Genomic DNA, 18,773 nt, shown 5'->3' with positions numbered 1-18,773 from the left:
GCTGTTCACGCTAAATTAGCAGAATTTCCCTAACCGCCGCAAAGATTAACGTGCGGTGCCATGCGGTTTTCCCCGCCGCTGGCGCGGGGCAGAAAATTTATGCCGGACGCTTGAATTGTCCATTGGGCGTGGTAGGTTATTTATTCGCTATTTTTGGGTTTTTATTCAACATTCGCCGTGTCATCAAGCTGCAGCACCGGGCGGTTAACGTGATGGGTTCGATACATGCGGCGGTTAACTTCGGCAGGAGGATGTGATGAACGATAAAACGGCACGCCCGCAGGATGTGGTTCAGCAACAGCTTGACGCCTATAACGCCCGCGACATCGACGCCTTCATGGCCTGCTGGGCGGACGACGCGCAGTATTACGAGCATCCCGACACGCTGCTGGCCAGCGGCAAGGCGGCGATCCGCGAACGGCATCTGGTGCGTTTCCAGGAGCCAAGTCTGTACGGTGAACGGATAAAACGCATGGCGGTGGGGAACATGGTGGTCGATCAGGAAGTGGTGACACGGAACTTCCCGCAGGGGCGTGGCAAAATGGATGTCATCGCCATTTACGAAGTGGAGCAGGGGCGGATCGCCAAAGCCTGGTTCAAGATCGGCCCCTGCGTGCCGGATGAGGGCGCGCTCTAGCCGCGCATTATTGCAACGCCATCACCGCTTCTATCTCTACGCACACCTGCGGTGAAAACAACGCGCTGACCGCCATCAGTGAACAGGCCGGCAGCGCGCCATCGAAATAGTCAAACAGCACCGGGCGCACGCCCGCCAGATCGGCGATGTCGGTCAGGAACACGCTGATTTTAATCAACGCTTTAAGATTAACGCCTTCGCTGGCGGCGATAGTGGCTAACTGCTCGAGGATCTCCTGCGTTTGCTCCGGCGCGCTCAAGCCTTGCGCGTCGGTGGCGAAGGCCGTCAATCCCGACACGTACAGGCGATCGCCGTGGCGCACCGCATGCACATAGGGGCCGCCCGGCGTAGGCAACTGCGGATAATTCGTGCGTTTTAATGATGTCATGATCAAACCCCGCGCAAGACCGGTTAATAAAATCGACAAACTTGGTTAGGATACTGAGGAAACGGCGGCCAGACGCCGCGCACCGATGATATTTGAGAGTATCATCCCTCTTTATTTTATACGCCCTCTCTCACCAGAATGTGACAGTGTGGCGCAGCTCGGCCACAAGGACGCATGAGACGATGAACCCGCTTTTTACTCCCTACCTGCAACGCTGGCAACTGGAACAGGACGGCAAAGCCTTCGAAACCCACAGCAGTCTGCTGATGCCGGTGCGTTACCGGGGCGAGGCGGCGATGCTGAAGATCGCCCGCGAGCAGGAGGAGCGCTTCGGTGGCCAACTGATGTGCTGGTGGCGTGGGAAAGGCGCCGCGCAGGTGCTGGCGTGGCATGACGACGGCATTCTGCTGGAGCGCGCGCAGGGTGAAGGCTCGTTGGCGCAGCTGGTGCGTGACGGCGACGATGAGCAGGCCACGCAAATCCTGTGCCGGGCGATCGCCGCCTTGCATGCGCCGCGAGCGGAACCGTTGCCCGAGCTGATCCCGCTGCAGGAGTGGTTCAGCTCACTGTGGCCGGCGGCGCAGGCGCACGGCGGCATGCTGCGTCTCTGTGCCACGGCGGCGGCAGAATTGCTGCACAGCCCGCGAGAAGAGAGCGTGCTGCACGGCGATATTCACCATGACAACGTGCTGGACTTCGGCGAACGCGGCTGGCTGGCGATCGATCCCAAGCGTTTGTATGGCGAACGGGGCTTCGACTACGCCAATATCTTCTGCAATCCCAACTATGGCATCGCCACCGATCCGGCCATTTTCCAGCGCCGCGTGGAACAGGTCTGTCGCTTGGCCGGGCTGGAGCGCCGGCGCTTGCTGCAATGGATCCTGGCCTGGTCGGGGCTGTCCGCCGCCTGGTTCATGGAAGACGGGCAGGCGGCGGACATCGACTTTCGCGTCGCCGAGCTGGCGGCGCGCGCGCTGGATCTCCCGCTGCCGGGCGGCGACTCAGGGTTCATCCTGCCAGTAATCGAGCGAGGTTGAAGGGCGCTGCAGGTAGCGCACCTGCTGGCCGTCTGCGCCGCGCGCCATCGCCTGGTATTTGCCGGAATCCGGGTACATCACCAGCTCCGGCTGCTCGCGCGTGCTGACGGACAGGTACTTCAGCGGCGCATCGGAGGTGTTGATGATCTGGTGCGGGTATTCCGGGCCCGGCGGAATGAAGATGACATCCCCGCTGACGATCGGCAGCATTTCTCCGGCCACCCGCAGCGTACCGCTGCCTTCCAGAATGATGAACATTTCCTCCTGAGCGTAGTGAAAATGGTAGGGGCAGGAGCGCATACCCGGCGCGACACAATCGAAAGAGGCGCCCAGCTTGTCGGCGGCGGTGCCGGTGCCGAGGCGAGCGCCGACGCTGTCATACAGCGGCGGCCGCCGATCGTGCCGCTTATCTACTCGTTCGACATTGCGTATCAGGCGCTGAGCCAACAGCGCAGCTTTCTCAGTCATAGGCTTCCTTGGTGACGGCGTCACTTATTTTGTGAATTGATCTCAAGACGACAGAGAAAGTGAAGGCGCCATGGCGGCACTTGTCAATGTAGACCGCCCGTTATGCTTGGCTTGTTCGCTGCGGCAGCGACAGCAGCAGATGGGCGATCGCGCCGCCGACGATGCCCCAGAAGGCCGAACCGATGCCCAGTAACGTGACGCCGGAGGCGGTGATGAGGAAGGCGATCAGCGCCGCGTCGCGCTGTTTCTCATCATGCAGCGCGCGCTGCAGGCTGCCGCCGATGGTGCCGAGCAGCGCCAGCCCGGCGATGGTGTGGATCAGGGCGACCGGCAGCGCGCTAAACAGCAGGCCGATGGCGCCGCCGAACAGCCCGGCCAACAGGTAGAAGCCGCCGGCGGCCACCGCGCCCATATAGCGGCGCTGCGGATCGGGATGCACGTCCGGGCCCATGCAGATGGCGGCGGTGATCGCGGCGATGCACACCGAGAATCCGCCGAACGGCGCCAGCAGCAGCGCGGTGAGCGCCGTCCAGGCGATCAGCGGTGAGGTGGGGACGCGGTAGCCCGCCGCCTGCAGCGTGGCGATGCCAGGCGCATTCTGCGAAGCCATGGTCACCACGAAGAACGGCACGCCGATGCCCAGCAGCGTCGGCCAGCTGAAGTGCGGCGCGATAAATTTCGGCATGGCAAACGCCGGCGCGTGTTGTGCCGGCTGGATATTGCCCTGCAGCGCGGCGATCGCCAGCCCGGCCGCCAGCGTCAGCACGATGGCGTAGCGCGGCAGATAACGGCGGCTGAGCAGATAGGCCAGCCCCATGCCGGCGCTCAGCGGGAAATTGAGCTGTAGCGAAGCGAAGGCGTCCAGCCCGAAACGCAGCAGGATCCCCGCCAGCATCGCGGCGGAAATCGCCTGCGGAATATAGTCCATCAGGCGGGCGAACAGCCCGGTGACGCCGCACAGCAGGATCAGGCCGGAAGCGAAGATAAACACCCCGATCGCCTCGTTGATCGGCGTGCCGGGCAGGCTGGTGACCAGCAGCGCCGCGCCGGGCGTCGACCAGGCGGTGAGGATCGGGGTACGGTAGTAAAGCGACAGTCCCAGCGAGGTGACGCCCATCGCGATCCCCAGCGCGCTCAGCCAGCCGCCGATCTGCGCCGGCGTGGCGCCCGCGGCGGCGGCGGCCTGGAAAATGATTGCGGCAGAGCTGGTGTAACCCACCAGAACGGCGACAAAGCCGGCCATGACGGCGGGCAGGGTCAGATAGCGCAGGGAGAGGGCTGGGCGCATGAGAAGCTCCAATCGGTGATTGTGCGTTATAACGCACGATGAGAAATCAGCATAGCACCGTGCGCTATAGCGCACAAGCGGGTATAATCGGGCTCGACACGCAGAGGAGAACTGGATGCAGGAACTTGCCGGCCATTTGGCACACACCCTTCGCACGCTGCGCGCACAGCGCGGTTGGAGCCTGACGCAGGCGGCGGAATACACCGGCGTCAGCAAGGCGATGCTCGGGCAGATCGAACGCGGCGAATCCAGCCCGACGGTGGCGACACTGTGGAAGATCGCCACCGGTTTCAACGTGGCGTTCTCCGCCTTTCTCGAGGCTTCTCCCGCGCAGCAGCAGGCGACGCTGCACCGCTACGGCGATCTGCCGGTCTACGATCAGGACAACGCCGACATGCGCGTGGTGCCGTTGTTTCCCTACGATCGCCAGCTGGGTTTCGATATGTTCGTCATCGATCTTGCGCCGGGCGCGCTCAGCGAGTCGTCGCCCCATGAGCCGGGCGTGATCGAGCATGTCATCGTGATCAGTGGCCGGTTGGAGTTGGCGATAGACGGCGAATGGCACAGCCTGGCCGCCGGCGAGGCGATGCGCTTTCAGGCCGATCGGCCGCACGCTTACCGCAACGCCAGTTCACAAACGGTGCGTATCCACGATCTGATCCACTATCCTCAATCCTGACTCAACGCGGCGGCCGTGGGCTTTGACTCCGCGCCGCCAAACGCCTACCTTGTTGAAAATGACTCTTATTTCACAGGCTGTCGCCCATGACGGGGCGGCGTTGCAGCCGACTCAAAAGGAGCTTGATTTTGCCGGTCACCAATCGACGTCAGTTTATTAAACTCAGTGCGCAAACCGCAGGAGCCGTATTCGCGATGACTTCATTACCCAACAGTATCCGCCTGGCGATGGCGGCGGAAGGCGGCGCGGCCGCCGGCGATGAATTCCTGTGGCTGGAGGAGCTGCAGGGTAAAAAAGCGCTGCAATGGGTGCAGCAGGAAAATCAGCGCACCGTGGCGCGTTTCGGCCAGGGCGAAGACTTTCAGCGCATTGAGCGCGAGGTGCTGGATATCCTCAATAAAGACACCCAGATCCCGTGGGTGAGCAAGCGCGGCGAGTACTATTACAACTTCTGGCAGGACCAGGCCAACCCGCGCGGCCTGCTGCGGCGCACCACGCTGGACGAGTACCGCAAGGCCAAACCGGCCTGGGAAACGGTGCTGGATATCGATGCGTTGGGCAAGGCGGAGGGCAAGGATTGGGTTTATCAGGGCTCGCAGCCGCTGGCGCCGGAATACCGCTATTGCCTGATGCAGCTGTCGCCGGACGGCGGCGACGCCACCGAAATCCGCGAATTCGATCTGGTGGCCAAACGCTTCGTCAAGGACGGCTTCAACGTGCCGGTGGCGAAAAGCCGGGTCTCCTGGGTCGATCGGGACACGCTGTTCATCGCCACCGATTTCGGCCCCGGATCGATGACCCAGTCCGGCTACGCGCGCATCGCCAAACGCTGGCGGCGCGGCACGCCGCTGAGCGCCGCCGAAACGCTGTACGAAGCGCAGCCCGAGGACATGGCGGTCTTCGCCTATCACGATCGCACGCCGGGCTTTGAGCGCGATTTCGTCGGCCGCAGCCTGGATTTCTATCGCCGCGACTACTTCTTGCTGGCTCAGGACGGCCGGCAGATCAAAATCGACATCCCGGCCGACGCCGAGCTGGATACGCACCGTGAATGGCTGCTGATTAAACCGAGCAGCGACTGGGAGGTGGGCGGCAAGCGCTATCCGTCCGGCGCGCTGCTGGCGGCCAACTTCGATGACTATCTGGCGGGCAAGCGTGAGCTGCAGCCGCTGTTTACCCCAACGGCGGAGCAGGCCCTGAGCGGCTACAGCGGCACCCGCGATCACCTGATCCTCAGCATCATGGATAACGTGGTCAACCGGCTGGAAGTGCTGACGCCGAAGGGCGGCAGTTGGCAACGTCGCCCGCTGGGCAACCCCGGCGCCATCAGCACCATTTCCGCCGGCGGCATCGACGAAGAGAGCAACGCCTATTTCCTGACCGTCAGCGGGTTCCTGCAGCCGACCTCGCTGTACATGGGCAATCTCGACGGCGGTGAGGCGACGCTGCTGAAACAGGCGCCGCAGGATTTTGACGCGTCAGGCTACCGGGTGAGCCAGCATTTTGCGCGCTCCAAGGATGGCACCCGCGTGCCGTACTTCCAGATTGCCGCCAAAGATCTCAAATCGGACGGCAGCACGCCGACGCTGCTGTATGGCTACGGCGGGTTTGAAGTGCCGCTGCTGCCGGGCTATCTCGGCGGCAAGGCGCCGGCCTGGCTGGAGCGCGGCGGGGTGTACGTGGTGGCCAACATCCGCGGCGGCGGCGAATACGGCCCGGCCTGGCACCAGGCGGCGCTCAAGCAGAATCGCCATCGCGCCTACGAGGATTTCGCCGCCGTGGCCGAAGATCTCATCGCACGCAAGGTGACCTCGGCGCCGCATCTGGGCGCGCGCGGCGGCAGCAACGGCGGCCTGTTGGTGGGCAATATGCTGACGCAGTATCCGCAGCTGTTCGGCTGCATCGTCTGCGAAGTGCCGCTGCTGGACATGCAGCGTTATACCCAGCTTTCCGCCGGCGCGTCGTGGATCGCCGAATACGGTGACCCGAGCAAGCCGGAGCAGTGGGCCTACATCAAGACCTTCTCGCCGTACCACAACATTCAGGCGCAGACGGCCTATCCGCCGGTGCTGTTCTATACCGCCACCAGCGACGATCGGGTCAACCCGGCTCACGCCCGTAAAATGGCGGCGCGCATGCAGGCGATGGGGTATCAGCAGGCTTATTTCTACGAGAATACCGAAGGCGGGCACAGCGCCGCCGCCGACAAGCAACAGGCGGCGTTCCACAGCGCATTGGTGAGCGAGTTCATGTGGGCCAACCTGAGCGGCAAACCCAAGTCAGCGTAAGCCTTTTTCTTGCAGGCATAAAAAAACACCGGGGCGTTAACTCCGGTGTTTTTATTTACGTCTCAATCTGCCGACGATCAGCGAGCCGCGGTGGCTTCCTGCGCTTTCTGATTGGCGTCTTCGGTGGTGTCCAGCGTCATGCGGTACAACTTCGGCGCGGTCAGCATCATCAGGATAGCGATGACGGCGGTGACGATACCGATCTGCATAAACACATGGCTGTAGATGGCCAGCGAAGCGTGCGCGTCGTTGATGTCGCTCGGGACGGCGGTCAGACCGGCAACCTTACCGGCGATCAGCGCGGCGGCGGCGGTAGTCAGGAACCAGGAGCCCATGATGAAGCCCATCAGACGCTGCGGCACCAGCTGCGCCACCATCGCCAGGCCCAGGCCGGAAATCATCAGCTCGCCGATGCTCTGCAGCGCGTAGCTCAGGATCAGCCAGTTGACCGACACGATGCCCTGTTCGTTGGCGAAGCTGGCGCCCCACGGCAGCACCAGGAAGGCGCAGGAGCAGAGGATCATGCCGAAAGCGAACTTGTGCGGCATCGGCAGGCGATCGCCCATTTTGTTATACAGCGCGGCCAGAATCGGGCTGGCGAGCATGATCCAGAACGGGTTCAACGCCTGATACTGCTCCGGCTCGAAGGCGACGCCGAAGATGCTGTGTTCCACGTTGTGGATGGCGAAGAAGTTCAGCGAGGTTGGCATCTGGCTGTACAGCACGAAGAACACCACCGCTTCCAGCATCAGCAGGAAGGCGACGATCATCTTGCGGCGAGCGGCGCCGTGCAGGGCGAAGGTTTCCTTGGCGAACACCAGAACGATGCCGGCGGAAACCAGGGCCAGCGCCCAGCGCGCGATCACCTGGTTGTGCAGCAGCCAGCTGGACACGGCGATCAACGCCACGATGCCGACCAGCACCATCAGCAGTTTCGGCAGATGCAGCGGCTTGAAGTCAGGCTTGGAACCGTTTTCCTTCACCCACTTGCGGCACATCATAAAGTTGACCAGGGTGATCAGCATGCCGACCACGCTCAGCGAGAACGCCACGCTCCAGCCGTATTTCGCCGCCAGCCACGGAGTGGCCAGCATAGAGAAGAAGGAACCGATGTTCACCGACATGTAATACATGGTGAAGGCACCGTCGAGACGCGGATCGTCTTTCTCATAGCAGGTGGACAACAGGGAGGACGGGTTGGCCTTGAACAGACCGCTGCCCACGGCGATGGTCGCCATGCCCATGTAGACCCAGAAGATGTCGTGGCCGGAGTAAGCCACCATGGCGTAACCGGCGGCCAGCACCAGCGCGCCGAGCACGATCACGCGTTTGGCGCCCAGCACTTTGTCGCCCAGCCAGCCGCCGATGGCGACGAAACCGTATACCAGGGCGCTGAAGGAAGAGAACAGGGTGATGGAGTCGGCTTCGCTCATGCCGAGCATCTTGACCAGATAAACCGCCATGATGCCCTGCAGGCCGTAGTAGCCGAAACGCTCCCACAGTTCGATCGAGAAGATCAGATAGAACGCTTTCGGTTGTTTGAACGCGTTAAGGCTAACGCTCTCCGGATGTTGGTTGTTTGCTGTTGACACTGGTACCTCTGTTTTTTCGCAGCCCGTCTTTGGAGGACGGGAAAGTACAAAAGTTGATGCGGAACGGCATCCTTTTGCGTTGTTATAGGATGGGGACGGCGGTTAATGTTCACTATCTTTGTCAACGAGGCAAGCAGTTTGTCATATTCGGTTACATTTAACGCCCACAGGATTATGCCGCGATGTTGCAAATGTTATGCAGTATTAACTTTCGGGTTTTAATGGTTTACCGATTTTTTGTTTTGATTAAAAGCTATACGAATTTTAAACAGGGATATATTCTGCTGAATTGCTATTTTTTAGCGCATCAGTGTAGGTGAGGTTATTAATCCGTTGGAATGTTGTGTACATGGCGCGTTTTGTAAAATTATAGAAATTTGGGAAAACGGTACTGGCATTTGTGAACGCCTTGTGATCCTGAAAGCGTGACGTTCACCGCAATTTTCGACTAATTTTTCGCTTGAAAATAACACGGCACTGAGTTTTTCACTGAAAACCTCGAAATTGCCGGGGTTACTGCTGCGCGATATCACATTTCCGATAAAAAAGAGGCGCTGGCGGGGGGAGAGGTGGCGACAGGTGCGGTTTGCCGCACCCAATAGACTCAGGATTCCGGATAAACCTTTTCTTTATACTCGCACAGGTCTTCGATAATGCAGGAGCCACAGCGCGGTTTGCGCGCGATGCAGGTATAGCGGCCGTGCAGGATCAGCCAGTGGTGGCAATCGACCTTGAATTCGGCGGGCACCACCTTCAACAGCTTCTCTTCCACCTGATCGACGTTCTTGCCTGGCGCGAAGTGAGTGCGGTTGCACACCCGGAAGATGTGGGTGTCCACGGCGATGGTCGCCCAGCCGAAGGCGGTATTGAGCACCACGTTGGCGGTCTTGCGGCCGACGCCCGGCAGCGCTTCCAGCGCGGCGCGATCTTCCGGCACTTCGCCGCCGTGCAGCTCCAGCAGCATGCGGCAGGTTTTGATCACGTTTTCGGCCTTGCTGTTGAACAGACCAATGGTCTTGATGTACTCCTTGACGCCATCAACCCCCAGCGCCAGCATGGCGGCGGGGGTGTTGGCGACCGGATAAAGCTTGGCGGTCGCCTTGTTGACGCTGACGTCGGTGGCCTGCGCGGACAGCAATACCGCGATCAGCAGTTCAAACGGCGTGGTGTACACCAGCTCGGTGGTCGGGTGCGGGTTGTTGTCGCGCAGCCGGGTCAGAATTTCCAGTCGCTTCTGCTTGTTCATCAGGCCTTCTCAGCACGTCCTTGTTCCAGCAGCGGTTCCACCGCCACGGCGCGGGCTTTGCGCGCCTTCATTTTTTCGTCGATCAGATACTTGACCGCCAGCAGCAACCCCAGGCCGATAAAGGCGCCCGGCGGCAACATGGCCAGCAGGAAGGGGCTGTCGAAATGCACCACTTCGATGCGCAGCGACTTGGCCCAGCCGCCCAGCAGCTGGTCGGCGCCATCGAACAGCGTGCCGTTGCCCAACAGTTCTCGCATCGAGCCCAGCGTCACCATCACGCCGGTGGCGCCGAGGCCGATCGCCAGACCGTCCAGCGCCGAGAGGCCGACCGGTTTTCGCGCCGCCACCGCTTCGGCACGGCCGACCACGATGCAGTTGGTCACGATCAACGGAATAAAGATCCCGAGCGACTGATACAAACCGAAGGCATAGGCGTTGATCAGCATCTGCACGATGCTCACCACCGCGGCGATGATCATCACGTAGATCGGAATACGCACTTCGCTCGGCACCCAGCGGCGCACCGCGGAAATCGAGGCGTTGGTCAAGACCAAAACCAGGGTGGTGGCCAACCCCAGGCCGAGCGCGTTGGTGACGGTGGAGGTCACCGCCAGCAGCGGGCACATGCCCAGCAGCTGCACCAGGGCGGAGTTGTTCTTCCACAACCCCTGGACGATCAATTCTTTGGCTTCACTCATTCGGCGGCTCCACACGCAGGTAAGCTTTCAAGTTTAGGCGGCAGCGTTTCCATATACAACGCCGTGCGGCGCACTGCATTGACCACCGCACGCGGGGTGATGGTAGCGCCGGTGAACTGATCGAACATACCGCCGTCTTTCTTCACCGCCCAGCGCTTATCGTCCGGGCCTTCGATTTTCTTGCCGCTGAAGAAGGAAATCCAGTCGGAAATGCGCAGTTCGATTTTGTCCCCCAGCCCCGGGGTTTCGTGGTGTTCAATCACGCGGGTGCCGAGCACCGTGCCGTTGAAATCGGCGCCGACCAGCAGCTTGATGGCGCCGGAGTAGCCGTCCGGCGCGGTGGTTTCCAGCGCGGCGGCGGTCGGTTGCCCGTTTTTGCGCGCCAGGTACAAGCGGTGCGGCGCGCCGTCGCCCAGCGCCGGATCGCTGACCAGGAGGCATTCGTTCTGCATAATGTTGTCGTAGTTTTCCGGCGGCACCACCTGATCGAGCAACGCTTTTTGCTGCAGCGCCGCCTGATGGGCGATGGTGCCTTTCGTCAAGGTATAGACCACGGCGGTCAGGCCGGTGGTGACCGCCGCGAACACCGCCAGCGTGGTGCCGTGCTTTCTCATGGAATTCAGCATGGCGGCTCCTCAGCGATGGCCGTACACGCGCGGCTGCGTGTAGTGGTCGATTAACGGGACGGTGATGTTGGCGAGCAGCACGGCGAAAGCCACGCCGTCGGGGTAGCCGCCATAGACGCGGATCAGCCAGACCAGCATGCCGATCAGCGCGCCGTAGATCAGGCGGCCCTTCGGCGTGGTGGAGGCGCTGACCGGATCGGTGGCGATAAAGAACGCGCCCAGCATGCTGGCGCCGGAGAACAGGTGGATCAGCGGCGAAGCCTGATGCGCCGGATCGATCCACCAGGCAAGGCCGGAGCAGAAGGCGATGGCGGCCAACATGCTGAAAGGGATTTGCCAATGGATTAGGCGGCGCGCCAGCATAAACAGGCCGCCGGCCAGGAAGCCGAGGTTGACCCATTGCCAGCCGATGCCGGCCAGCGCGCCGCCGAACAGCGGCTGCTGTAACACCTGTTCCACGCTGTGGCCGCTGCGCAGGCCGGTTTTGAAGCCGTCGAGCGGCGTGGCCTGGCTGATGCCGTCCACGCCCATCTGCAGTTCGTGCAGCGTCGCGCCTTGCGAGGTATGGCCGCTGAAAATGGCCAGCAGCGTGTCGTGGAGCGACAGCGCGGTGGCGCGCAGCTCATCCGGCGGCAGCCAGCTGGTCATCTGTACCGGGAAGGAGATCAGCAGCACCACGTAACCGACCATCGCCGGGTTGAACGGGTTCTGCCCGAGGCCGCCGTACAGCTGCTTGGCGATGACGATGGCGAAGAAGGTACCGATAACGATCATCCACCACGGGGCCAGCGGCGGCAGGCTGATGCCGAGCAGCAGCGCGGTCAGCAGGGCGGAGTTATCCGCCAGCCGGCTGCGCACCGGCAGCTTGCGCAGCCTGAGGATCGCGCCTTCTGCGGCCAGCGCGACGATCGCCGCCAGCGCCACCTGAATCAATACGCCGTAGCCGAAGAACCAAATCTGCGCCGCGATGCCGGGAATGCACGCCAACATCACCCACAGCATGATGCGGCTGGTGCTTTGCTGGTTGTGGGTGAAAGGCGAGCTGGCGATGTGTAAGCCTTTGGCGGCTGTGGGTGATACCGGCCTGAACTTCATAGAGTAACGATACCTTCTGCGCCGCGCCTGCGGCAGTTTCGATGCGCCGTTCTGAAGGCGCGGCAAAAATGATAGCCGAGCATTCTACCTGATTCGATGCGAGGGTAATACGCCTTAATAATAGGGGTATTCAGCTTTCCGCACATCTGGCGATCGGGACGGCGCGATTTGATTTTTTTTTCGCCGGAAAATGGGCTAACGTGAGGAATTGTCAGTGGAACTTGTGCCGCCATCGACCGCGAAAAATGGGGTAAGCGTCTGAATGAGATATCATTTTTCTCCAGATTTCCGCACAAAATAACAACTTTCACATAATCCGTGTAGGTTACTATCGCGAACATTATTGAGTCAGTGAACCCATAATAATGACAAATGAAGACATTTTTTTTATTGAAGAGCTAATTGAGTGGGTGGAGATACATCTGGAGAAACGGCCAAACCTGGATGAAGTCGCGCGTATTTCGGGCTATTCCAAGTGGCATCTGCAGCGTAAATTCAAGCGTATTACCGGCATTCAACTCGCCACCTACATCCGTTCGCGCATCCTGACGCGCGCCGCGGTGGCGCTGCGCATTACTCGTCGCTCCATCATCGACATTTCCGATGAGCTGGGCTTCGACTCTCAGCAGACCTTTACCCGCATGTTCAAGCAGCGCTTCGGCACCACGCCCAATCGCTACCGATCGATGACGCACTGGGACGTGAAAAACCTGATGCCGCGCTTTAACTTCGATGCCAGCTACGGCGCCGGTTATTACCCGGAAGTGAAGCGGCTGACGCTGCCCGAGATGCAGTTGGTCGGTTTCACGCGCCGGCTGGATTTCGCCTCCGAACAGGAGCTGGAGTACTCTTCCTGCATGGCGATGAAGGACGAGATTTTCAACGACTTCTTCAAGGGGCTGCACGTCGACTGTCGGCGGATTTACAGCATCTACTCCCCTCATGCCGGGGAGGGCGACGAGCTCTCATCCACGCTGGTGATGGCGGTCGATCCTGAACACAAAAAGGATATTCTTTCCAACTATCAAATCGACACTTTCCATCTGCCGAGCCGCGAGTTTATCTCCATCAACCATAAGGGTTCGGCGAAAGAGTGTTTGCAGTTTTTCGGCTACCTGATGTCGCATGTAATGCCGGGGCTGAAGGATGAAGTGCGCGGCAGTATGGAAATGGAGATCATTCAAACCAAAGAGTGGAATCCGGAATCCAAACTGCGCCAGATTGATGTGGATTACACCTACCTGATCTCTATCGATTAAACGGCGCCGGCGTCAGCCAGGCGCCGCTGTCATCATTTGTCTTCCGTTTCCGCCGCCAGCGATTCCCTGGCGGCTTTTTTGGCTTTGGCGCGGGCGATAGCCGCCGCGACCGCCGCCTTGCGCGGATCTTCCTCGGTGACTGCCGCCGCCGTTTCCGCCGCTGCAGGGGCATCCGCCTGCTGAGCCGCTTTCTTGGCTTTGACACGCGCCAGTGCCGCCGCGACCGCGGCCTTGCGCGGATCTTCCTCGGTGGCTGCCGCCGCCGTTTCCGCCGCTGCAGGGGCATCCGTCTGCTGCGCCGCTTTCTTGGCTTTGACACGCGCCAGAGCGGCAGCGACCGCGGCCTTGCGCGGATCTTCCTCGGCGGTTGCCGGCACCGTTTCCGCCGGTGCAGGGGCGTCCGCCTGCTGCTCTGCCTTTTTGGCTTTGGCGCGGGCGATGGCCGCCGCCACCGCTGCTTTACGCGGGTCTTCCTCGGCGGTTGTCGGCGTCGTTTCCGCCGGTGCAGGGGCGTCCGCCTGCTGCTCTGCCTTTTTGGCTTTGGCGCGGGCGATAGCCGCCGCCACCGCGGCCTTGCGCGGGTCTTCCTCGGCGGTTGTCGGCGTCGTTTCCGCCGGTGCAGGGGCATCCGCCTGCTGCTCTGCCTTTTTGGCTTTGACGCGCGCCAGGGCGGCAGCGACCGCCGCCTTACGTGGATCGTTCTCTGCTGCTGCCGGAGCAGTGCTGTCTGCGGCCGGCGCTTCCTTGCGCGCTTTCACGCGGGCCAGCGCCGCGGCCACGGCGGCTTTGCGCGCGTCGTCGCCGGAGGCCGCCGGTGGCGCCTCTTTTTCCGCCTCGGCCGCCAACTGGGCGCGGCGTTCACGCGCCTGCGCTTTACGCGCTTCGCGGGCGGCGATCATTTCGCTGTTATCCGGCTGCTGGCCGTCGACCGGCGTGACCGCCGCTTCGGCATTCTTGCTGCGCACGCGCGCCAGCGCGGCCTGCACCGCACCCTGATCGTCGTCGGTCAGTTTGACGGCGGCTTTTTTGTGCCGCTCTTCGCGCGCCAGCTTCTCGCGCTCCAGGCGGGCCAGCTTGGCTTCGTAACGCGCCTTGGCCTCGGCGGCGCGCGCCGCTTCCAGATCGATAGCCTTGATCTCGGCCTTTTCCTGACGGTAGTACTGCACCAGCGGGATGTTGCTGGGGCAGACGAACGCGCAGGCGCCGCATTCAATGCAGTCGAACAGGTTATGGTTGCGCGCCTTGTCGTGCTCCTGCCCACGGCTGAACCAGTACAGCTGCTGCGGCAGCAGCCCGGCAGGGCAAGCGTCTACGCACAGGCCGCAGCGGATGCAGGACTGCTCCGGCTCCTGCGGTGTCATTTCATCGACCGTCGGCGCCAGAATGCAGTTGCTGATCTTGACGATCGGCACGTTCAGCGCAGGCAGGGTGAAGCCCATCAGCGGGCCGCCCATGACCACCATCTGCTGCGCCTGCGGGCGGAAACCGGCGAAGTCAAGCAGGTGCTGCACCGGCGTGCCGATGCGCGCCCACAGGTTGCCCGGGCGCTCGATCGCGTCGCCGGTCAGGGTCACTACGCGCTCAATCAGCGGTTCACCGTCGACGATCGCTCGCTTGATGGCGAAGGCGGTGCCGACGTTTTGCATCAATACGCCGATGGCAGAGGAGTGCTTGCCGTGCGGCACTTCCTTGCCGGTCAGGATCTTGGTCAGCTGTTTGGCGCCGCCGGACGGGTATTTGGTGGGGATAACGCGCAGCGCAATGCCGGACTGGCCGCGCAACGCCTGCTTCAGCGCCGCGATCGCCTCCGGTTTGTTGTCTTCGATGCCGATCAGCGTGACCTTGGGTTGCAGAATATGTTGCAGGATCTGCGTGCCTTCAACGATCTGATCGGCATGTTCCTGCATCAGGCGATCGTCGGCGGTGATGTAAGGCTCGCACTCGGCGGCGTTGAGGATCAGCGTTTCCACGCCGCTCATGCCGCCCAGCAGCTTGCTGGCGGTTGGGAAACCGGCGCCGCCCAGACCGGCGATGCCGGCCTGATGAATACGTTGAATCAGATCCGCGGCGGGCGCCTGGCGGTAGTCAGCCACCGGAGCGCGCTCGCACCAGCGGTCTTCGCCGTCCGCCTCGATAATCACGCACAGCTCCGTCAGCCCGGAAGGGTGCGCGGTGATGTGCGGCGTGATGGCGCTGACGGTGCCCGACGTGGGGGCGTGAACCGGCACGGTGCGGCCGCGGCCGACGGTCAGCGGCTGGCCTTTCAACACCCGATCGCCGGCATTGACGCACAGCTCGCCTTCCGGCCCCAGATGCTGCTGCAGCGGAATGATAAAGGTCTTGGGCAGGGGAGCGACACGCAGCGGCGCACCGCTGGACTGCGTTTTCATTTCCGGCGGATGGATCCCGCCGTTGAAATCCCAGATCCGGTCTTTTTTAAAGGCGGCGAACAGATTAAGCATGTTGCTCCACGTGGATCACTTGCACCGGGATCGTCTTCATGTCCCACTTCCAGTTGGCGGTGGTGGTGGCGACCGGTCTCATTTCAATACAGTCGGTAGGGCAAGGGGCGACGCACAGGTCGCAGCCGGTGCAGAGGTCGGTGATGACGGTGTGCATGGCGCGGGTGGCGCCGACGATGGCGTCCACCGGGCAGGCCTGAATGCACTTGGTGCAGCCGATGCAGTTGGCCTCGTCGATATAGGCCACTTTACGCTCCGGTTCGGCGGCGGCTTCGCTGCCCAGCGGCTGCGGCTCGACGTTGAGCAGCTCCGCCAGTTTCAACATCACCTGTTCGCCACCCGGCGCGCATTTGTTGATCATCTCGCCGTTGGCCACCGCCTCGGCGTAGGGGCGGCAACCGGGGTAGCCGCACTGGCCGCACTGGCTCTGCGGCAGGATCGCGTCGACCTGCTCGGCGACCGGATCCTCCTCCACCTCAAAACGGCGCGCGGCGTAGCCCAGCACCAGTCCGAACAGCAGCCCGAGCGCGCTTAAAGCCGCGATAGCTATCCACAACGCAGTCATTAGAATTTCACCAGCCCGGTAAAGCCCATAAAGGCCAGCGACATCAGCCCGGCGGTGATCAGTGCGATCGAGGAGCCGCGGAACGGCGCCGGCACGTCGGCGACCGCCAGACGTTCGCGAATGGCGGCAAACAGCACCATGACCAGCGAGAAACCGGCGGCGGCGCTGAAGCCGTACACGGCGGACTGCAGGAAGTTATAGCCGAGGTTAACGTTAAGCAACGCTACGCCAAGCACCGCGCAGTTGGTGGTGATCAGCGGCAGGAAGATGCCCAGCAGGCGGTAGAGCGCCGGGCTGGTCTTGCGCACCACCATCTCGGTGAACTGCACGACGACGGCGATCACCAGAATGAAGGAGAGCGTGCGCAGATACACCAGATCCAGCGGAACCAGAATAAAGGTGTTGATCACCCAGGCGCTGACGGAGGCCAGCGTCATGACGAAGGTGGTGGCCATTCCCATGCCGATGGCGCTTTCCAGCTTCTTGGAAACGCCGAGGAACGGGCACAGGCCAAGAAACTTCACCAGAACGAAGTTGTTCACCAGTACGGTGCCGACAAACAGGAGCAGGTATTCGGTCATTGCGATGCCTAAAAAAATAAAAGCCGCCTATTATCGGGAATCGGCGGCCGGACGACAACATATGAATCGCAGGGGTATTGCCTTTTTTGGCGAAAATTTACACAAAACACCCGATAAAACGTGCTGCAACCGCCCTTAACGTTCGGTAAAGGTGCCTTTGACCCGCTGCGAGCGCTTGATGTAAGGCACCAGCAGCGCCGCCATCAGCAGCGGCCAGCCGAGGCTGCGCACTGCCACTTCATCCGGCACCGGCGCGAAGGCGAAGGCTTTCACCGCCAGGAGCACCGTGATCAGCAGCCACAGCAAGAACAGCTTGGGGAAGCGCTGCGAGCGCTGGCAAAACAGCCACAGCAGCCACAGGGTGAAGCACCACATCAAGAGCGTGGTCAGCACCGAAAAGTACCATTGCAGGGTAAACGCCTGGGCGTTGGTCAGCAGATAGTCGCGCGATTCGGGCATAAAGATCGCCATGGCGTACAGGAGCAGCATCAGGCTGGCGCTGAGCAGGGTGACGATCAGATAGGCCATCGGGGCCAGCAACCAACCGCCGATACGAGAGTATTCAGCTTGAGACATAAAGGCTTCCTGATTGAAACGGGGATCACAGGCGGCATAGCTTAGCGGGTAATACCGGCTTCGTCATCTCAATCAACCGGATAGCTCGGCATCGCGGCGGGTGGCAGCACGTTTGGCTACTCGACGCCGTATTAAGCCCGCTTCAAATTAACATCTCATTTACTTCTTGTTCCATCCGGCCGCATGGTGTCAAATCGAAAGGTCTGTCGTGAGCCTGCAAGAGGAAATCCCATGGCTGAGAAAATTCGTGTCGGGCTGGTCGGTTACGGCTACGCCGGCAAAACCTTTCATGCGCCGCTGATCGCCGGTACGCCGGGGCTGGAGCTGGCTGCCGTCTCCAGCAGCGATGCCGGCAAAGTGCACGCCGACTGGCCGTCGATGGCGGTGGTGGGCGATGCGCAGGCGCTGTTCGCCGATCCCACCCTCGATCTGATCGTGATTCCCACTCCCAACGACACCCACTTCCCGCTGGCGCAGCAGGCGCTGGCCGCCGGCAAGCACGTGGTGGTGGATAAACCGTTTACCGTGACATTGTCACAAGCGCAGGCACTGCAACAGCAGGCGCAGCAGAGCGGTTTGCTGCTGTCGGTATTTCACAACCGCCGCTGGGACAGCGACTTCCTTACCTTGAAAGCGCTGCTGAATGAGGGTGCGCTGGGCGAGGTGGTGTATTTCGAGTCGCATTTCGATCGTTACCGGCCGCAGGTGCGCCAGCGCTGGCGTGAACAGGGCGGCGTCGGCAGCGGCATCTGGTACGATTTAGCGCCGCATTTGCTCGATCAGGCGCTGCAACTCTTCGGCAAGCCCGAGCGGCTGTTCGTCGATCTGGGGGAATTGCGGCCGGGGGCGCAGGCGGTGGACTATTTCCACGCCTTGCTGAGCTATGGCAATCGCCGCGTGGTGCTGCACGCCAGCATGCTGGCGGCGGCGGAGAGCCCGCGTTACGTGGTGCACGGCACCCGCGGCAGCTATATCAAATACGGCCTGGACCCGCAGGAAGACCGGCTGAAGGCCGGCGAGCGCCTGCCGCAGGCCGATTGGGGCTATGACATGCGCGACGGCGTGGTGACGCTGTCACGTGGCGATCTGCTGGCGGAGCAGCCGCTGCTCAACATTCCCGGCAACTACCCGGCCTATTACGCCGCGGTGCGCGACGCGATCGCCGGCATCGGCGAAAACCCGGTGCCGGCCGCCGACGCCATCGCGGTGATGGCATTGATCGAACTGGGGCTGGAATCGGCCCGGCTGCAGCAGGCGCTGCCGGTGGTCTGAGCCCGTCCATTTCTCT

Annotated in this window: 18 protein-coding genes; 6 read left to right on the top strand and 12 right to left on the bottom strand. The window is 61.8% G+C overall.

The genetic code is table 11. From position 1 onward, the window contains the following. Positions 1-256 precede the first annotated feature (256 nt). On the top strand, positions 257-637 hold the full coding sequence (locus tag ACJ8HN_RS06640; protein WP_033638401.1) for a nuclear transport factor 2 family protein: 381 nt from the start codon (positions 257-259) through the stop codon (positions 635-637). Positions 638-644: 7 nt separating this feature from the next. On the opposite strand, the gene ACJ8HN_RS06635 is transcribed toward ACJ8HN_RS06640, so the two are convergent. After that, positions 645-1,025 (bottom strand): RidA family protein, encoded by a 381-nt coding sequence (locus ACJ8HN_RS06635; RefSeq protein WP_041037983.1) that lies wholly within the window; start codon positions 1,023-1,025, stop codon positions 645-647. A 182-nt stretch (positions 1,026-1,207) separates the two neighbouring features. On the opposite strand from ACJ8HN_RS06635, the gene ACJ8HN_RS06630 reads away from it, so the two are divergent. Continuing rightward, positions 1,208-2,062: an aminoglycoside phosphotransferase family protein gene (locus ACJ8HN_RS06630; protein WP_060420865.1), complete on the top strand. Its 855-nt coding sequence runs from the start codon at positions 1,208-1,210 to the stop codon at positions 2,060-2,062. Here the strand turns inward: ACJ8HN_RS06630 and ACJ8HN_RS06625 are convergent. After that, positions 2,027-2,530 (bottom strand): cupin domain-containing protein, encoded by a 504-nt coding sequence (locus ACJ8HN_RS06625; protein ID WP_033638403.1) that lies wholly within the window; start codon positions 2,528-2,530, stop codon positions 2,027-2,029. The genes ACJ8HN_RS06630 and ACJ8HN_RS06625 overlap by 36 nt on opposite strands. A 100-nt stretch (positions 2,531-2,630) precedes the next feature. After that, a complete protein-coding gene (locus tag ACJ8HN_RS06620; RefSeq protein ID WP_442523200.1) occupies positions 2,631-3,818 on the bottom strand; it encodes a benzoate/H(+) symporter BenE family transporter in 1,188 nt (395 codons plus the stop codon). Positions 3,819-3,933: 115 nt separating this feature from the next. On the opposite strand from ACJ8HN_RS06620, the gene ACJ8HN_RS06615 reads away from it, so the two are divergent. Together ACJ8HN_RS06615 and ACJ8HN_RS06610 are read left to right on the top strand one after the other, a co-directional pair. After that, the gene (locus tag ACJ8HN_RS06615; RefSeq protein ID WP_033638405.1) at positions 3,934-4,497 is read left to right on the top strand and encodes a helix-turn-helix domain-containing protein; all 564 of its coding nucleotides are present in this window, start codon (positions 3,934-3,936) and stop codon (positions 4,495-4,497) included. A 194-nt stretch (positions 4,498-4,691) separates the two neighbouring features. After that, complete coding sequence (locus ACJ8HN_RS06610; RefSeq protein WP_442523199.1) at positions 4,692-6,785, top strand: prolyl oligopeptidase family serine peptidase; 2,094 nt, start codon at positions 4,692-4,694, stop codon at positions 6,783-6,785. A 77-nt stretch (positions 6,786-6,862) separates the two neighbouring features. Here ACJ8HN_RS06610 and dtpA read toward each other — a convergent pair whose 3' ends face one another. The 5 genes from dtpA to rsxD form a co-directional block, all read right to left on the bottom strand. Beyond that, positions 6,863-8,377 (bottom strand): dipeptide/tripeptide permease DtpA, encoded by a 1,515-nt coding sequence (dtpA, locus tag ACJ8HN_RS06605; protein WP_033638407.1) that lies wholly within the window; start codon positions 8,375-8,377, stop codon positions 6,863-6,865. Positions 8,378-8,981: 604 nt separating this feature from the next. Next, complete coding sequence (nth, locus tag ACJ8HN_RS06600) at positions 8,982-9,623, bottom strand: endonuclease III (RefSeq protein ID WP_019455952.1); 642 nt, start codon at positions 9,621-9,623, stop codon at positions 8,982-8,984. Further along, positions 9,623-10,321, bottom strand: coding sequence for an electron transport complex subunit E (locus ACJ8HN_RS06595; RefSeq protein WP_033638408.1), 699 nt, complete (start codon positions 10,319-10,321; stop codon positions 9,623-9,625). The genes nth and ACJ8HN_RS06595 overlap by 1 nt, the downstream gene beginning before the upstream one ends. Further along, complete coding sequence (rsxG, locus tag ACJ8HN_RS06590) at positions 10,318-10,947, bottom strand: electron transport complex subunit RsxG (protein WP_033654762.1); 630 nt, start codon at positions 10,945-10,947, stop codon at positions 10,318-10,320. Before rsxG ends, ACJ8HN_RS06595 begins: the two co-directional genes overlap by 4 nt. 9 nt (positions 10,948-10,956) lie before the next feature. Then, positions 10,957-12,042, bottom strand: a complete 1,086-nt coding sequence (gene rsxD, locus ACJ8HN_RS06585) for an electron transport complex subunit RsxD (protein ID WP_049197119.1) — start codon at positions 12,040-12,042, stop codon at positions 10,957-10,959. Positions 12,043-12,407: 365 nt separating this feature from the next. Between rsxD and ACJ8HN_RS06580 the strand changes: the two genes are divergently transcribed. Then, entirely contained in the window at positions 12,408-13,301 is an 894-nt protein-coding gene (locus tag ACJ8HN_RS06580; protein WP_039566349.1) for a helix-turn-helix domain-containing protein, read from the top strand. Positions 13,302-13,333: 32 nt separating this feature from the next. Here the strand turns inward: ACJ8HN_RS06580 and rsxC are convergent, their stop codons facing one another. The 4 genes from rsxC to ACJ8HN_RS06560 all read right to left on the bottom strand — a co-directional run bounded on the left by rsxC (position 13,334) and on the right by ACJ8HN_RS06560 (position 17,485). Next, on the bottom strand, positions 13,334-15,763 hold the full coding sequence (gene rsxC, locus ACJ8HN_RS06575; RefSeq protein WP_442523198.1) for an electron transport complex subunit RsxC: 2,430 nt from the start codon (positions 15,761-15,763) through the stop codon (positions 13,334-13,336). Beyond that, positions 15,756-16,328, bottom strand: coding sequence for an electron transport complex subunit RsxB (gene rsxB, locus ACJ8HN_RS06570; RefSeq protein ID WP_004938428.1), 573 nt, complete (start codon positions 16,326-16,328; stop codon positions 15,756-15,758). The genes rsxC and rsxB overlap by 8 nt, the downstream gene beginning before the upstream one ends. Beyond that, positions 16,328-16,909: an electron transport complex subunit RsxA gene (rsxA, locus tag ACJ8HN_RS06565; protein ID WP_004938443.1), complete on the bottom strand. Its 582-nt coding sequence runs from the start codon at positions 16,907-16,909 to the stop codon at positions 16,328-16,330. Before rsxA ends, rsxB begins: the two co-directional genes overlap by 1 nt. A gap of 135 nt (positions 16,910-17,044) precedes the next feature. Next, positions 17,045-17,485, bottom strand: coding sequence for a DUF2569 domain-containing protein (locus ACJ8HN_RS06560; protein ID WP_019455945.1), 441 nt, complete (start codon positions 17,483-17,485; stop codon positions 17,045-17,047). A gap of 231 nt (positions 17,486-17,716) precedes the next feature. Between ACJ8HN_RS06560 and ACJ8HN_RS06555 the strand changes: the two genes are divergently transcribed. After that, on the top strand, positions 17,717-18,757 hold the full coding sequence (locus tag ACJ8HN_RS06555; protein WP_060438717.1) for an oxidoreductase: 1,041 nt from the start codon (positions 17,717-17,719) through the stop codon (positions 18,755-18,757). The last annotated feature ends 16 nt before the right edge of the window (positions 18,758-18,773 follow it).

It is taken from the genome of Serratia sp. CY29653 (genome assembly GCF_052169255.1).
In the GTDB taxonomy this organism is placed as follows: Bacteria; Pseudomonadota; Gammaproteobacteria; order Enterobacterales; family Enterobacteriaceae; genus Serratia; species Serratia sarumanii.
This window is presented reverse-complemented; position numbering and strand designations above follow the sequence as displayed.

Bases quoted from the DNA above. Each gene is read 5' to 3' on its own strand.
- ACJ8HN_RS06640 (WP_033638401.1), top strand. From the start codon at position 257: ATGAACGATAAAACGGCACGCCCGCAGGATGTGGTTCAGCAACAGCTT.
- ACJ8HN_RS06635 (WP_041037983.1), bottom strand. From the start codon at position 1,025: ATGACATCATTAAAACGCACGAATTATCCGCAGTTGCCTACGCCGGGC.
- ACJ8HN_RS06630 (WP_060420865.1), top strand. From the start codon at position 1,208: ATGAACCCGCTTTTTACTCCCTACCTGCAACGCTGGCAACTGGAACAG.
- ACJ8HN_RS06625 (WP_033638403.1), bottom strand. From the start codon at position 2,530: ATGACTGAGAAAGCTGCGCTGTTGGCTCAGCGCCTGATACGCAATGTC.
- ACJ8HN_RS06620 (WP_442523200.1), bottom strand. From the start codon at position 3,818: ATGCGCCCAGCCCTCTCCCTGCGCTATCTGACCCTGCCCGCCGTCATG.
- ACJ8HN_RS06615 (WP_033638405.1), top strand. From the start codon at position 3,934: ATGCAGGAACTTGCCGGCCATTTGGCACACACCCTTCGCACGCTGCGC.
- ACJ8HN_RS06610 (WP_442523199.1), top strand. From the start codon at position 4,692: ATGACTTCATTACCCAACAGTATCCGCCTGGCGATGGCGGCGGAAGGC.
- nth (WP_019455952.1), bottom strand. From the start codon at position 9,623: ATGAACAAGCAGAAGCGACTGGAAATTCTGACCCGGCTGCGCGACAAC.
- ACJ8HN_RS06595 (WP_033638408.1), bottom strand. From the start codon at position 10,321: ATGAGTGAAGCCAAAGAATTGATCGTCCAGGGGTTGTGGAAGAACAAC.
- rsxG (WP_033654762.1), bottom strand. From the start codon at position 10,947: ATGCTGAATTCCATGAGAAAGCACGGCACCACGCTGGCGGTGTTCGCG.
- rsxD (WP_049197119.1), bottom strand. From the start codon at position 12,042: ATGAAGTTCAGGCCGGTATCACCCACAGCCGCCAAAGGCTTACACATC.
- ACJ8HN_RS06580 (WP_039566349.1), top strand. From the start codon at position 12,408: ATGACAAATGAAGACATTTTTTTTATTGAAGAGCTAATTGAGTGGGTG.
- rsxC (WP_442523198.1), bottom strand. From the start codon at position 15,763: ATGCTTAATCTGTTCGCCGCCTTTAAAAAAGACCGGATCTGGGATTTC.
- rsxB (WP_004938428.1), bottom strand. From the start codon at position 16,328: ATGACTGCGTTGTGGATAGCTATCGCGGCTTTAAGCGCGCTCGGGCTG.
- rsxA (WP_004938443.1), bottom strand. From the start codon at position 16,909: ATGACCGAATACCTGCTCCTGTTTGTCGGCACCGTACTGGTGAACAAC.
- ACJ8HN_RS06560 (WP_019455945.1), bottom strand. From the start codon at position 17,485: ATGTCTCAAGCTGAATACTCTCGTATCGGCGGTTGGTTGCTGGCCCCG.
- ACJ8HN_RS06555 (WP_060438717.1), top strand. From the start codon at position 17,717: ATGGCTGAGAAAATTCGTGTCGGGCTGGTCGGTTACGGCTACGCCGGC.